Source organism: Pseudoclavibacter sp. CFCC 13611, from assembly GCF_008831225.1.
In the GTDB taxonomy this organism is placed as follows: domain Bacteria; phylum Actinomycetota; class Actinomycetes; order Actinomycetales; family Microbacteriaceae; genus Pseudoclavibacter_A.
On the sequence record NZ_WBKE01000001.1, the window covers coordinates 167,378 to 182,637 of the forward strand.

General features: G+C 65.3%; 4 protein-coding genes. 2 read left to right on the forward strand and 2 right to left on the reverse strand.

Features of this window, described 5'->3' with window-relative positions; all coding sequences use genetic code 11:
• Positions 1 to 6 precede the first annotated feature (6 nt).
• The gene (locus tag F8O08_RS00725) at positions 7 to 7,497 is read left to right on the forward strand and encodes a DUF5979 domain-containing protein (RefSeq protein WP_158042318.1); all 7,491 of its coding nucleotides are present in this window, start codon (positions 7 to 9) and stop codon (positions 7,495 to 7,497) included.
• 120 nt (positions 7,498 to 7,617) lie between these two features.
• On the opposite strand, the gene F8O08_RS00730 is transcribed toward F8O08_RS00725, so the two are convergent.
• Complete coding sequence (locus tag F8O08_RS00730; RefSeq protein WP_158042319.1) at positions 7,618 to 8,133, reverse strand: glutathione peroxidase; 516 nt, start codon at positions 8,131 to 8,133, stop codon at positions 7,618 to 7,620.
• A gap of 62 nt (positions 8,134 to 8,195) precedes the next feature.
• Positions 8,196 to 10,103, reverse strand: coding sequence for a DNA helicase RecQ (recQ, locus tag F8O08_RS00735; protein ID WP_412973464.1), 1,908 nt, complete (start codon positions 10,101 to 10,103; stop codon positions 8,196 to 8,198).
• Positions 10,104 to 10,518: 415 nt separating this feature from the next.
• On the opposite strand from recQ, the gene F8O08_RS00740 reads away from it, so the two are divergent.
• The gene (locus tag F8O08_RS00740; protein ID WP_192497676.1) at positions 10,519 to 14,928 is read left to right on the forward strand and encodes an isopeptide-forming domain-containing fimbrial protein; all 4,410 of its coding nucleotides are present in this window, start codon (positions 10,519 to 10,521) and stop codon (positions 14,926 to 14,928) included.
• Positions 14,929 to 15,260: the final 332 nt, after the last annotated feature.

Below are 15,260 nucleotides of genomic sequence, written 5' to 3' on the forward strand. Positions count from 1 at the left end.
TGGAATATGAAGGACAGAGACATGGGCATAGGGGCGAAGAGGCACGTGCAGGAACAGCCTGCGACGAACGGTGGAAGGCGCAAACGCCTCCTGAGCGGGATGCTGGGAATCGTCAGTGCGTTCGCTCTCGTCGTCAGCGGCTTCGCGCCGGCGATCGGCTCGTTGGCGCAGGCACTGCCAGCGGTCGCTGACGAACTGCCCGAATACCTGGCCATCAGCAAGTCTGTCGACGGAGCAGATCTCAGGACGCTTGAGCCCGGCCAGTCATTCACCTATCAGATCGATCTCAAGTGCTCTGAGAGCAACTGCCTGAACGCTCAGGCTGTCGACCGACTGCCATCCGAACTCCAGGGCTTCAGGATCAATGGTGTCGAGGTGACTCCGAACGAGGTCGGCGGTGTGGTGACCTGGAAAGACGGTGAGAGCACCGTGCCGCAGCCCCAGACTGTGGGCGCCGACACCGGATTCGTCCTCGACCTGAATCAGGCGTTCCCCGGTGGAAAGGGCCTGGCCGACGGCACGACCGCCCACATCAATGTCACGCTGCAGGTGCCGGCCGACTTCTCGCCCGACGACCCCCGCAACGGCCAGACGATCACCAACACTGCGAAGAGCACCGCCGACAACTCACGCGCTGACGAAGACTCCGCCGATGTCGTCGTCAAGGTCGATCAGAGAATCGATGCGGCAGTCGATAAGGGCTGGACGCCCGCCAAGGCCTCATACAATCCTGGTGATGCATCGACCATCACGCTCAAGTCGTCGAACACCTCCAACGTCACGGTCGACAGCCTCGTCGTGCAGGAGCCGCAGTCCTCTGACGCAACCGACGGCGCCGCTGCTCTCGCCGAGAACAATCCCTTCCGCATCACCGACTTCACGGGGTTCGGCACTTCTCAGAAACCGGCCGGGGCGGATACCGTGCAGGTCGATGCCTACGTCAAGGGCGAGGACGGACAGTGGCACTGGGTCACCGGCACACCCGGCGTCGACTTCGTGCTGCCCGCAGGTGTGACCAACGACGAGGTCGGCGGCCTGCGTTTCACATATCAGGGTGCCCTCGCGCCCCGTGCGGCTGACGACATCCAGCTGCAGCTGGTGCAGCGAGCGACCGACCGCAACGACGACAGCGATCTGTCGACGAAGACGTCGACCATCGCCAACGTGGCTCAGGCGCAGACCGCCAAGGGCGACGCAAAGAGCGAGGTCAAGACCGATGACGCCACGTACACGGTGGCTCCGAGCGCGATCGCCACGAGCGTCGACAAGTCGTTCACGCCCAGCCGCCTGCCGGCCGGCAACACCACGACCGGCACGATCGTGGCGAAGAACACCGCATCACCGGTCAAGACTCTGACGATCTCGGACAACTCCGGGTTCTTCTCCGACACAACGAAGTTCTCCGGATTCACCGATCCGATCGCCTACCCCGACAGCGCCACGAGCGGCAAGGTCGTCTTCCACATGAGCGACGGCACGACGAAGGAGGTCGCCTTCGCCGACGGAGACACCCCGCAGACTCCGGCTGGCGTCGTCACCGGATTCGACGTCGTGTTCGGCGCAGAGACGAACAGCATCATCAGCAATGGTCAGACCACTGTGAAGTTCAGGGTCTCGACCACGAGCGACGTCGATTTCGGAGACGAGACCACGCTGACCTCGACCAATACCGCCACGTCGAACGTCGAGGCAGCGAACGGCCAGACCGGCACCGATTCCGACTCGGCCGACCTGACCATCATCAAGCCCGCTGTCAACGTTCATCTCGACAAGACTCTGAAGCCGGCCGACAACGTCGAGCCGGGCCAGGAAGTGGTCGCCGAGCTGAAGTCGACTGCCGAGTCGGGTTCTGACTACGTCAAGCCGACGAAGATCGTCGTCGAGGACTCATGGGCCGACGACAAGCCTGCAGACGGCTTCTGGAACGCCTTCGACCTTGCCTCGATTCAGCCGACCCAGGTACCTGCCGGAGCATCACTGACGGTCGAGGTGCAGAAGGCCGACGGGAGCTGGATCACCCTGGACACCAAAGACGCACAGACCGACGCGTCGCTGTACCAGCTGAGCGCCGCCGATCTGGCGGCCAAGCTGAACGGAGTCTCCGCCGACTCTCTGACCGGCATCCGATTCACGTTCGAGAAGCCTGCCGATGATCCGTTCCCCGCAAGTGCCACAGTGCGCCCGTACGTGAGCTATACAGCCAGAGAGAACACGCGACTCGATGCTTCGACGCCGACGGATCAAACGGATGGCGACGACGACGCCCAGCAGAAGTCGACCAAGTATCAGAACTCGGCGACCACGAAGGGCACCGGAACGACGGACGACGGCACAGAGATCTCCGGCACCGACGACGCCCAGGCCGATACCGGCGTCATCGTCTACCCGGGAGACCACGGAACCGGGCCGGCCAGCCACATCAGCAAGGTGTGGGATCGTGACTCCGTTGCCGCACAGTCCGGTGACGTCGCCACCACGCATTTGAACTGGCGTGTCAGCAAGGGCATCACACAGGCGAGAATCACAGACCCGCAGAGTGACCTCGAAACGCCGAAGAACACCGTCTTCGACGCGTTCGACCTCACCGCTGTCAACGGCGTGCAGGTCTCGAACGACGCCTATTCCAACGGGTGGTTCATGAAGTACGACACGGTCGCGTCGATCGAGCTGTACTCCAACGGAGCGTGGCACACGGTCGCCCCGACGGGCGGCGCCTGGCAGCAGCCCGACGGCAGCTTCAAGGGCTACCGCCTGACCCCCGACGAGAAAGCGAACTCCACGGCCGTGCGGATCACGGTCGTGCCGAACGACGTCGCTCGAACAGCAGCCCTTGAGAACGGTACCGACCCCTACGCCCCGGCACCGGGGTCGGGCGTGGCAGCATCGAGCGCTGATCGCACGTTCGACCTCGTCTGGACGCTGCGCAACAAAACTCGCTCAGACGGGTCGTTCGTCACGGCGAACAGCGCACTCAACAACGGCTTGGGCGCCGTCGACAATTCCGTCGCGATCGACGGAACGACGGCCAACGGCACCACGCACGACGAAGATGACGACACGATCGTCGTTCGAAACTACGATCCGTCAGTGGCGGTGACCAAAGACACCAGGGCTCAGCAGCCGATTCAGGTGCCTGCGCCGGCAACCGTTCCTGCTGCCCAGTACCCGACCAACAGCTACACGCTGACGGCTCACAACAACGCTCTGAGTCGTGCGTCATACGTGCGGGTGACCGACCCGACTCCCTGTGATGACACGAATCTCTCCGCCTGCCCGTCAGCGGGCGACGCGGCGGGCGCATTGGCGAATCCATTTCTGGACAACGCCGATGTGCAGTCTGGTGCGATGGACACCGACCCGGGCACGCCCAACCCCTTCAATCGGCAGAACATTACCAAGATCACCGTCAGCGCTTCGGTCGCCGACGAGGTGGATCTGACGAAGTCGAAGGTCTGGCTGCTGCACTTCACCCCCGGGGCTCCGGGCAGCGAGACCGGACAATACTCGTTCAGCGAGTCGACCGCGGCCGAGGTGAACGCGCTTCCGGCCGGGAGCCTCGCCGACGTCGTCGGGATCTCAGTGACCTATCAGGGCACCGACCCCGTCTCGACGGGCGGGACGATCAGCGCCGGCAACGCACTGTCGATCACGATTGACACGCAGGTGCGTGACACGCTGCGCACGACCGGTGCAGAATTCGTGCCGAAGGCGGACGAACTGAAGGTCTCCAAGAACCGTGTGTTCGCACAGTCATATGATCCGGTGCTCGCGCCAGACACGAAGACCGGTGACACAGACGATGCAACCGTGAACTACACCACCGGAACGATCGATGTGAAGCCGGGGAAGTCGATCACGAGCGGCAGCATCACTGCCGTTGATCCGAAGGCTGCCCAGACTGTGACGCTGACAGCAGATCAGGGGGCGTCATCCGTGTCTCCGACTCGCGTGGACATCACCGATCAGCCTGACGGAGACAACGGCTCGGACGGCTTCTGGACGAACTTCGACTTCACCGGGCTCGGCGCAGTCACATTCCCGGCTGGTGCCGATCGTGTGGTCGTCTCGGCCTACGGGCCGTTCGGCGCGGGCAACGCTCTGAGCTGGAAGGACAGCGAGCCGCAGCCCAAGACGGCGGGCACGTTCGCCGTTCCCGTCGACGCAGCCGACTACAGCGCGATTCAGGGCTTGAAGTTCACCTTCACGAGAGCCGACGGCTCGGTGTTCTCGACGACGACGCCGAACTGGAGCGCGGGTGCGACGTTTACCGCCGTGCTGCGTGACACCGTGCGTGGAGGAGATGCCGCTGTCGCCTTCCCGGGCAGTGCAACAGACAAGGTGACCGCGCGGAGCACGGGCCTGCTGGACACCAGCGATGAGAAGCCTGCGACGGCTCCGGTCACCTGGACGACAGGCACCGCGAAGCTCGCGATCGACAAACTGGCGAATGGCGGTGCGCGTTCGGCGTCTGTCGGATCCATGGTGCCGTGGGACATCACGATCAGCAACGCCGGCACGGGCTTCCTCGATCTCACTCAGGTCGTTGACACGTTGCCAGCAGCGCTCAAATTCACCGGTTCGGGCAGTCCCGCAGATCCGGGGCATCCAGTGCAGTTCACCCCCGGAACCCTGCCGGACGGATCACCTGGATCTCTGAAGACTGCTCCGACCACGGATTCCTCCGCGGCAGGCAAAGTCGTGTTCACCTGGCCGCAGGGCGATTCTCGCCTGCAGCCTGGTGAGACAGCTGTGATCCGAATCTGGCTCGAACTGCAGCCTGGACCGGCATCCGGCGAGAGAGTCACCAACAACGTTTCGGCGTTCACCGAGCAGACCTTGGACAGCGTGAGCGACGCGAAGCCCAACAACGGTGCCGGTGCGGTCACTGCCGACGGAGAGGACGGGGCTCAGACCTCGGACTACGTATCGCCGACTCTCGGTGAGAACCTCTACGTGGTCAAGGGCGTCAACGGCGCTCTGGACGGAGCGGTGAACACTCTGGACCCGACGCAGAACTGCACGTCGTCTCTGCAGGGGTACAACGGGCGCAGCTACTACCGCTCACCGTGTGCGGCCAACAGCACGATCAACGGCACTGACCAATGGGTTCTGCACATGGTCAACGCGGGTACGACCGATGTGAAGCGGGCGCAGTTCTTCGACCAGCTGCCGGTTCCGGGTGACAAGTACCTGGTCGCCAGCGGCAACGACCGCGGCAGCGCATATCGCCCGCAGCTCCTGGATGATCTGCAGGTCATCGGCGCCCCGGCCGGTACGACGCAGACCGTCGAGGTCACAAGCGACGCGAATGCGTGTGTCGCCACCTGGGGAACCCTTCCCGCAGCGGGTAGCGCCTGTGCGGCCAACAACTGGACAGCGGCCGACGGAGACACCGACTGGTCGAAAGTCAGCGGAATCAGAGTCACACTCGATTTCACGACCTCCTCCCAGGGCGCTTTGAAGCCAGGGCAGGGTGCCGACGTCACCTACTCGAGCCGCAACACACCGAAGAGCGCCGCGGACGTCACTGGTGCCGCCACCGACATTCCCGCTCTCGACCAGTTCGCCTGGAACCAGTTCGGTCTGCTCTACACCGGTGACAAGACCGACAAGATCGCGCCGAGTCTCGTCGGCACACATCTGCGCACCGGATCGATCGAGGTGACGAAGGCGGTGACCGGCGAGGCCGGTGCCTACGCACCGAACGCGTTCACTGCGAACGTCGTGTGCACGATCCCGGCAAAGGATGGGCAGACGGAGGTACCGCTGACCTTCGGCGGCCAGACGTCCAAGCAGGTCACGCTCACAAAGCAGAGCGATGGCACCTACGCGGCTCAGCGCGTCTCGGGCATTCCGGTGGGAGCATCCTGCGATGTGAAGGAGGACGGCGAGGCCGGGCACTTCGGAGAGACGACGCGTAACCCGGCAGACGGCGTCTCCTTGCAGATCAGCGAACCGGATGCCTACGCCTCAGGATCCAGCGACAAGGGAGAGCCCACCAACAAGGTGCCGGCAGCTCAGGTCGCAGATCTCGCCAATGACTACCAGTGGTCAGGGCTGAGCGTCACGAAGAAGGTCGACACGCAGGCAGACTCCGGCACCTTCGGACCCTTCGCGTTCGCCGTGCGATGCACGACTTCCGATGGGCAGACGGTCAGGTTCGGCGACGCTGATCGGGTCGAGTTCACGCTCGAGCCGAATGGCACCTGGACTGCACCGGCGAAGACGATTCCGGCGCGCAGTGACTGCACGATCGCCGAGACCGACAGCGACAAGGCCGACAGCACCGTCATCACCGGTGACAACGTCAGGAAGAATGACGATGGTTCGGCGACTGTCAACGTCGGAACGGATGCTTCCGCCGTCGTCAGCACGCTGGTGACGAACCACTATGACGCCGGAACCCTCACAGTGGGGAAGAAGATCAACGGTCCAGGTGCCGAGAAATACGGCACCGGTGCATTCGAGTTCCATGCGATCTGCACGTACGACGATGATCAGACTCTCCTGGACGAGACCTTCTCTCTGCTGGCCGACGAGACGAAGACCTTCGGCGTCTACCCGGCGGGCACCGAATGCCACGTCGACGAGACCAAGACCGGCGCAGCGACAGCGACCAGTCTCGATCCAGACGGCGGCGACGTGACGATCGCTCATGGCGACGCAGTCACGAACGTGACCGCGACTGCGACGAACACCTATGACGTGGGTTCGCTTCAGATCGACAAGAGCGTCGTCGGAGACGGGGCCGAGCTCTATGGTGCCGGGCCCTTCGAAGCTCAGGCCATCTGCACGTACGACCGCGACGGGGAGCAGCAGACGATCGACTTGGCGAACGACGGCAGAGTCACACTGAACGCTGCCAACGGCTACTCGGCGACCATCGGCAACCTGCTCAAGGGGTCGTCGTGCACGGTCACCGAGACGAAGTCTGCAGGTGCGACTGCGAGCGCCCTCGACCCGGCAGACGGCACAGTGGTCGTCGGTGGAGCGAACGATGACCCCGTCACCGTGAACATCACCAACACCTTCGAGGTCGGCAGCATCGACATCGTCAAGAAGCGCGTCGGCGTGGGTGCAGATGCGTACGGTAAGGGACCGTTCGAGGCTCAGGCCGTCTGCACCTATCAGAAGGACGGCGAGCAGACCCCGATCGAGCTGCCGAATGACGGCAGAGTCGAGCTGAGCGAACAGAACGGCTACCGGGCGAGCATCGACGACCTGCTCGTGGGCGCTGACTGCAAGATCTCCGAGACTGAGACCGGCGGGGCCGATGTCGTCTCGATCGATCCGCAAGACGGAGAGATCACCGTCGACGACCGGCCGGGGGCTCAGACCGTGACGATCACGAACGAGTTCAACACGGCGCCGCCGACAGACGAGGGCGGTCTCGCCCGTACCGGTGAGACCATCGGAGCGGTGCTGTTCGGAGCGGCCGTGCTGCTCGGCGGGGCGGGTCTGATGCTGCTGGCGCGCAGCCGTCGCAAGCATCTGTGAGGCGCAGGCTGATCTGACGCACGCTCAAAGGCCGGGCAGAGACATCGTCTCTTCCCGGCCTTTGAGCGCACAGGCGGCTCCGGCTGCCGCCTGTGGATCCGAACCCGGCCGGAAGTGCCCCTACCGACCGGCGAGAGACGCTTCGATCGCTTCGGTGATCTGTGGCGCGTCAGGCTCGGTGCGCGGCCTGAAACGGCGGATGCCGGGAGCCGCATCTGCGTCGTCTGCGGCCGGAGGGGTGATCAGAAACTTCTCGAAGTTCCACTGCACGCGCCCGGCCTTGCCGTTGTCGTCGGGCACCTCGGTGAGCACCTTGTAGAGCGGATGACGGTCGCGGCCGTTCACCTTGAGCTTCTCGAACATCGGAAAGGTCACGCCGTAGGTCACCGAGCAGAAGGTCTGAATCTGCTCAGCGCCGCCTGGCTCCTGGCCGAGAAACTGGTTGCAGGGAAAGCCCAATACGGTGAAGCCGCGTTCGGCATAGGTGCGCTGCAGCTCTTCGAGCTTCGCGTACTGGGGCGTCAGCCCGCACTTCGACGCCACGTTCACGATCAGCAGCGTCTGGTCGCGGTACTCGGCGAGAGTCGTCGGGGTGCCGTCCAGCCGGTGCAGGGGGATGCTGTAGATGTCGGTCATGGCGGCAGTCTAGCCGCGAGGGTGGGCGCTGTCAGCAGCGATCGCCGACTGCCGGACCGCGGCTAGAAGTCGGCGACGATCTCAAGCAGGGCCTCGCCGTAGGCGGCGAGCTTGGTCTTGCCGACGCCGCTCACCTCGCCGAGCTCGTCGAGGGAGTGCGGCTGGCGCGTGGTGATGCCGCGCAGCGTCGCGTCGTTGAACACGATGTATGCGGGCACGCCCTGCTCTTTGGCCGTGGCGGTGCGCCAAGAGCGCAGACGCTGATAAAGCGGGTCGAGCGCCTCGGGCACGGTCTCAGCAGGTGACGACCCGCGACCGCCACGCCGACGCGAGCCGCCTGATGCGGAACGCCCGATCAGATCGCGGCGCAGCTCGAGCGTCTGCTGCCCCTGCAGCACCGGCACCGCAGCCTGGGTGATCGACAGCGTGGCGTATTTGTCACCCGAGGTGCGCAGATAGCCGAGTGCCAGCAACTGACGGATGACGGCGCGCCACTCTGCGGCGGAGAGCTCGCCGCCGATGCCGAAGGTGGGCAGCTCGGCGTGACCGTACTGCTGCACGCGCTCGTTCTCATGTCCCAGCAGCAGATCGATCAGGTAGCCCGACCCGAAGCGGCGGTGGTAGTCGCGTTCGAGGCGCACCACGGTCGACAGCAGCTTCTGCGCCGGGACGGTCGCGTCGAACCGCTCAGGGGGCGTCAGACACGTGTCGCAGTTGCCGCAGGGCTCGCTGGCCTCGCCGAAGTGTGCGAGCAGCCGCACCCGGCGGCAGTCGAGCGTCTCGCACAGCGCCAGCATCGCGTCGAGCTGCCGACGCTGCACCTCACGGTGCTGCTCGTCGCCGCTGCCGCGTTCGATCATCTGACGCTGCTGCACGACGTCTTGCAGCCCGTAGGCCATCCAGGCAGTCGCCGGCAGCCCGTCACGGCCGGCTCGTCCGGTCTCTTGGTAGTAGCCTTCGATGCTCTTCGGCAGATCGAGATGTGCGACGAAGCGCACGTCGGGCTTGTCGATGCCCATGCCGAATGCGATCGTCGCGACCATCACCAGGCCGTCTTCGCGCAGAAAACGAGCCTGGTTCTGCGCCCGCACCTCGGCGGTGAGCCCGGCGTGATAGATGAGCGCGGGGATGCCCTGGCCTCGCAGAGAGTCAGCCGTGCGTTCGACGCTCGCGCGCGACAGACAGTAGACGATGCCCGCCTCGTGCTCGTGTTCGCCGGTGATGAACTCGACGAGCTGTTCGACAGGCCGGCTCTTCTCGACGATGCGGTACTGGATGTTGGGTCGATCGAAGCTCGACACGAACTGTCGAGCGCCGTCGAGCTCAAGACGCTCGACGATCTCTCGTCGTGTGGCCGTGGTGGCCGTCGCAGTGAGCGCGACACACGGAACGCGCGGCCAACGCTCATGAAGCATGCTGAGACGCAGATAATCAGGGCGAAAGTCATGGCCCCACTGCGACACACAGTGGGCCTCGTCGATGGCGAACACCGAGATGCCGGGCCCTGAGGCCAGACGATCGAGCAACTCGACGGCCTGTTGGCTGCCGAGGCGTTCGGGCGCCAGATAGAGCATGTCGAGTTCACCGGCGAGAGCCTGCTGCTCGATCATGCGCTGTTCGTCGAGTGGCGCACTGGAGTTCAGCGCTGCAGCGCGCACGCCGTTGGCGTTGAGCGCAGAGACCTGATCTTGCATGAGTGCGATGAGCGGCGAGATGACGATGCCGACCCCCGGGCGCAACAGCGCCGGGATCTGGTAGCAGACGGATTTGCCGCCGCCGGTCGGCATGAGCACGAGTGCGTCGTGGCCGGCCGCGACCTCACTGACGATGTCTTCTTGCTGCCCGCGAAAGGCGTCGTACCCGTAGACGTCGTGCAGGATGCGACGAGCTCGTTCTCGCAGTGCCTTCTCGTCGGGCATACCCTGCCCGGTGGCGGAGGGCTGAGGCTGCACGAGGTCTGGAGAAGACATGTGGCCATGCTACGCGCCGCCTCTGACGTCGAAGGGTGACGACCGAGGTGTGCGAGGGCGTGCCGGCGGTCGTCCTCAGCCAGCTGCGCGGCATTTGATATACGTTCCGATCAGGCTGAGGCGCCCCGAGCGCGGGACTGCTAGCGTGGCATCAAGATAGCGATCTCAAGGGGCCAAAAGGGGCGATATCTGCTGACGCACAATGCTGTGCGCCGGCAGAGCACGCTCGGGGGATCGATGGCGAAATGTCATCGAGAGGGCCTGAATCATGTCTGGTGAGAAGCGCAGTCAGCACCGCACGCACACACATCGCTCAACTCGGCGAAGGCGGCCGCACTCCCCGCCAGGCGGTGTGCGATCGGGCGAAGAGAGCTCCGAGCCGCTTCGGCTGAGACTCCTGCCTCGCATTGCGGCCATGGTCGTCGCCACGGCCGCAAGCTTCGCGCTGGTGGCGAGCGTCGGGTACGGCAGCGTCCCGGCCACCGCAGACCAGGTGACTCCGGCATCCTCGTCAGAGTCGGTCGATGCGGGAGTCGTGACCTCGCGGTCGGCGCAGGCCGTCACGGCTGAAGTGGACGCAGATGAGACGCCGCCTGGCGAGGCGTCAACGCCTCCGGCGGAGCAGTCAGGGTCTGCGGCGGAGTCCAGGGCGCCTGCGGCGACGCCGTCGCCGGCGTCTGGCGCTGCTGACGCAGGTGACAGCAATGCCACTGACGACCCGCCGGCGACACCCGATGCAGAGTCGGTCACGCCGCTGAGCGTGCCGACGCCGGGTCAGGGCGAAGCCGTCATCACCGTGAAAGTCGGCAGTGACCGGTCGGGCGTGCAGACGGTGTCGGTGCTCGCCGGCGTCGTTCTGCACCTGCGCACGGGCGGCGACAACGGCCCTTCGAACTCTCGCGCCGACGGGGTCGCGGGCGATGGCGCCGGATGGGCACGATGTGTCTCGGACGCCCAGGGCGACTGCAGCTTCGTGGTGCCGAACACAGGTAACGGCGGGCAGAATCGCAATGCACGCTTCTGGGTTGTGCAGCACGCTGCGCCCGATGGATACTTCGCGAACCAGACACTGCGCACCGGTAACGGAGATGGCAGCAACTCGGCACAGCAGCAGTACACGTTCAGAACAGGTGAAGTGCTGCATTCGGGACAGACGTACTCGTCGACCGACCAGTTCATGATCGCGACGAACAACGGCACTGCGACCGCGTCTGGCGGCGTCTGGCAGCAGTCTCGGGTCAACCCCTCCTTTCCCGCGAAGTGCGGGCTCGACGTCGGCTTGGTCCTGGACATCTCCGGGTCGGTCGGGCAGAGCATGCCTCAGCTGAAGGGCGCGAGTGACACGCTCGTCAACTCGCTGGTCGGCACCCCGTCGCGCATGGGGCTCTTCTCGTTCGCCACGGTCTCACCGGGGGGCGGTGCCACGCAGAACTATCCGTCGCTCGCTCCAGTGGCCACACAGGCACAGGCTGACTCGGTCAAGAGCCGGTATGCGGATTGGACCTCCGAAGGCGGGACGAACTGGGATCGCGCGCTCGCCGTGACGGCACAGTCGCCGGCGCACTACGACGTCGTGATCGTGCTCACCGATGGCAACCCGACCTATTACAACGATCCGGCCGTGGGCCCAGGAAACTTCACACGTATCCGCGAGGTCGAGAACGGGATCTTCTCTGCGAACGCGGTGAAGGCCAAGGGCACGCGCGTGATCGCACTCGGTGTGGGATCAGGCGTGACCACCCCAGAGACCGCGCTGAACCTTGCGGCGATCTCGGGACAGACGAAGTTCGACGGCAGCAACGCCACCGCTGCTGACTTCTTCCAGACCGGCGACTACACTGCGGCAGGCAATGCGCTTCGCGAGCTTGCGCTGGCCAACTGCAAGGGGTCGGTCTCAGTGGTCAAACAGATCGTGCCTTCGACCAACACCGGTGACGATGTCAGCGGCGCGACCACTGCCGGAGCCGGCTGGACGTTCGACGCGACCACGACATCCCCGGGAATCACCGGTCTGCCGAAGAGCGAGACCACGACGACCGACGGCACGGGCGCCGTCAACTTCCCGCTGACCTTCACCGGAGGCACGACGGCCGGCCCCGTCACCGTCACCGAGAATCAACAGCCGTCATACTCACTGGTCACGCCGGGCGGCAAGAATGCCGTCTGCCGCAACCTGACGACGGACCGTCCGGTGGACGTCACGAACGCGGGCGAACTCGGCTTCACCATCGACACCGCGGCCACGGCGGCGATCAGCTGCACCATGTTCAACCGAGAGGCGCTGCCACACGCAGACGTGAAGCTGAACAAGCGCTGGAAGGTCAACGGGGTCGAGTTCGCGAACGGCGCTCAGCCGGCGGAGCTCTCGGCAGCGGCAACGCTGACGGGGCCGGGTGACGGCGGAGCGACCGCGCAGGCCTGGGGGCAGGCACGCGGCGGTTACAAAGTCGGCGACGGCGTGACCTTCACCGAGAGCGTGACGCTGCCGAGCGGCGGGCTGTGCACGTCGACGCCAGAGGTCGTCTTCAACGGCACCGCTCTGCCGAATCCGGCAGACGGAGCGCTTTCATGGCAGGCGTCCCTGACGCAGCAGAGCAACGAGGCGACCATCACCAACGTGGTGACCTGTGAGAGTCAGCTGACACTGACGAAGACGGTGCAGGGCGGATCCGCCGCAGCGACAGACTGGACGCTGGGCGCGTATCTGCCTGACGGCACCACTCCGGTGATCTCAGGTGCGACGGGCAGCCCGGGCGTGACGGCACAGACTGTGACAGCCGGTCAGAACTTCGTGCTTCGCGAGACCGGAGGAGACCCACGCTATCGGCAGTACGACGTGCGCACCGAGCCGGTGCAGTACCCACAGGCAAGCGGGTCATGGCAGTGCCGCGAGATCGATGCCGACGGCAACACCGTTCCGGGCTTCAACCTCGGACTGAGCGGCGTGGTCGCCGTGCCACTCGGCAAGCGCATCACCTGTGACGCCGTCAACCAGACGGCATCGCTGACGCTGCTCAAGGCCGTGGTCAACGACAATGGCGGCACTGCGGTCTCAGGTGACTGGGACCTGACGGCCACTCCGGCGTCGGGCGTTGACGGCCTGCAGGCGAGCACGGTCGCCGGAGCCGACACCGCGTCGGCGGCCAACACGTTCAACGTTCGGCCCGAGCACACCTACACGGTGAGCGAGTCGGCCGGGCCCGCAGGCTACGCGAAGACGAAGCTGCAGCGGCTCGAGGGCGGCGACTGGATCGATGTCGAAGGCTGGGACGTCAGAGTAGCGGCCTTGAGTGATGCGACCTATCGCATCGTCAACGACGATCAGCCGCGTCCCTGGGCGGTCAAGAAGTCATCGGATCCGGCGACGGGTTCGACGGTCAAGCCGGGTGACACCATCACGTATTCGGTCACGGCGAGTGCGGCGGATGCTCCCGGCGCGATTCGAGACGTGGTGCTGACCGACCGCCTCGACGATGTGCTCTCCGGAGCCGACTTCGTGAGCGGATCGGCGAAGCTGACCATCGGCTCGACCACGACCGACGTGGATGACCCCACAGATGAGCGTCTGCAGACCTCCGCTTTCGATCTGCCGGCAGGGTCGACTGCGACGCTGACCTACCAAGTCGTCGTCAAGGCGGATGCCTATGGCGAGACCCTGCGCAACGTGGCGACCGGCACGGGCGACGTGCCGCCGACGACGTGTCCGACTCCTGAAGGCGACGGGCCGGTCGACGGCCCGGAGTGCACCACGACCCACGTGACCGCGAAGTGGGCGCTGTCGAAGTCGTCTGACCCGGAGTCTGGAGCGCAGGTCGTGCCAGGCGCGACGATCGACTACTCCCTGACGGCGACCAACACTTCGGGCAACGGGGCGGTTCTCTCCGGCGCGACGGCAGTGGACGACCTTGGCGGTGTGCTCGATCACGCCGCACTGGTCTCACCTCTGCCGCCCGGGCTGACGCTCAACGACGACGGCAGAACGCTGACTTGGGCGGTGCCGACGCTGGCAGACGGTGCGTCAGCGACCACGACGTACCAGGTGAAGGTGAACTCTGACGCTGTGGGCGTGCAGGTCAGGAACCTGGCGACGCCGGGTGTTGGCGGCGAGTGCGTGCCGGTCGAGGGCCAGGATGTGCAGTGCGAGACGACGCATTCGGTGCCCACTCCGGGGTTCACCCTGGAGAAATCGTCGGATCCGGTGACGGGTTCGACGGTGGCCCCGGGGCAGGTGATCACGTACACGGTGACGGTCTCGAACACTGGTGAGACGGTGCTGACGCCGGTGACGGTGTCGGACGATCTGACCGGCGTGCTGGTGCATGCCACGTTCGACCCGGGGTCGGCGAAGCTCGCAGTCGGCGATGCCGCGCCGATCGATGTCGCAGACCCGGTGGATCAGCGGTTGAGCAGTGGCGAGTTCGAGCTGGCGATCGGGGAGTCGGCGACGCTGACCTATCGAGTCACGGTCAACGGTGACGCCCATGGCGTCACGTTGAAGAACGTGGCGACGGCAGAAGCGACTCCCCCGGGATTCCCCCCGATCACCCCGCCCCCCGGCGAAACCACGCACAACGTGCCGCCGGTGACACCAGATCCAGACGATCCCGGCGCACCGGGCGATCCTGGGCATCCACATGACCCAGGCGGCACCGTCTCGACCTACCGCTCGTACGGCGGCGGAGGCCTTGCGAGAACAGGCGTCGAAGCCGGAGGGCTCATCGCCCTCGCCGCGATGGCCGCCCTGTTCGGAGGGCTGATGGTGGTCGGCTCGCGTCGACGCCCGAAAGGAGCCGAACCCAGCCAGTCGTCAGCGAAGAAGAAATGAGCTGACTGATGTGAGACTGCGGCGCTGAGTTCCCCTTGTCAGCGCCGCACCCAGAGATGCAGTCGTCGGGTATGACCCCTTTGCCCGGCGGCTGCATTTCGCTGTGTGGTGCGGTTCGGCCGGGCTGTGCTGTGTGGCTGATGCAGTTCTGCTGGGATGTGCACGCTTCTGCTGGGATGTGCACGGTTGGGCCGATCCCACATGGTTGGATCGAGATGTGCACGGTTCCGCTGGGATGTGCACGGTTCCGCTGAGATCAGGGTGATTTGAGCAGAACGGCGTACATCTCAGCCGAACGGTGCGAGACAGATGCGTCTGCAGCGTCCGGCCGA

What these genes read in the sequence shown, in the direction of transcription:
- F8O08_RS00725 (WP_158042318.1), top strand. Translation starts at nt 7, where the DNA reads ATGAAGGACAGAGACATGGGCATAGGGGCGAAGAGGCACGTGCAGGAA.
- F8O08_RS00730 (WP_158042319.1), bottom strand. Translation starts at nt 8,133, where the DNA reads ATGACCGACATCTACAGCATCCCCCTGCACCGGCTGGACGGCACCCCG.
- recQ (WP_412973464.1), bottom strand. Translation starts at nt 10,103, where the DNA reads ATGTCTTCTCCAGACCTCGTGCAGCCTCAGCCCTCCGCCACCGGGCAG.
- F8O08_RS00740 (WP_192497676.1), top strand. Translation starts at nt 10,519, where the DNA reads ATGGTCGTCGCCACGGCCGCAAGCTTCGCGCTGGTGGCGAGCGTCGGG.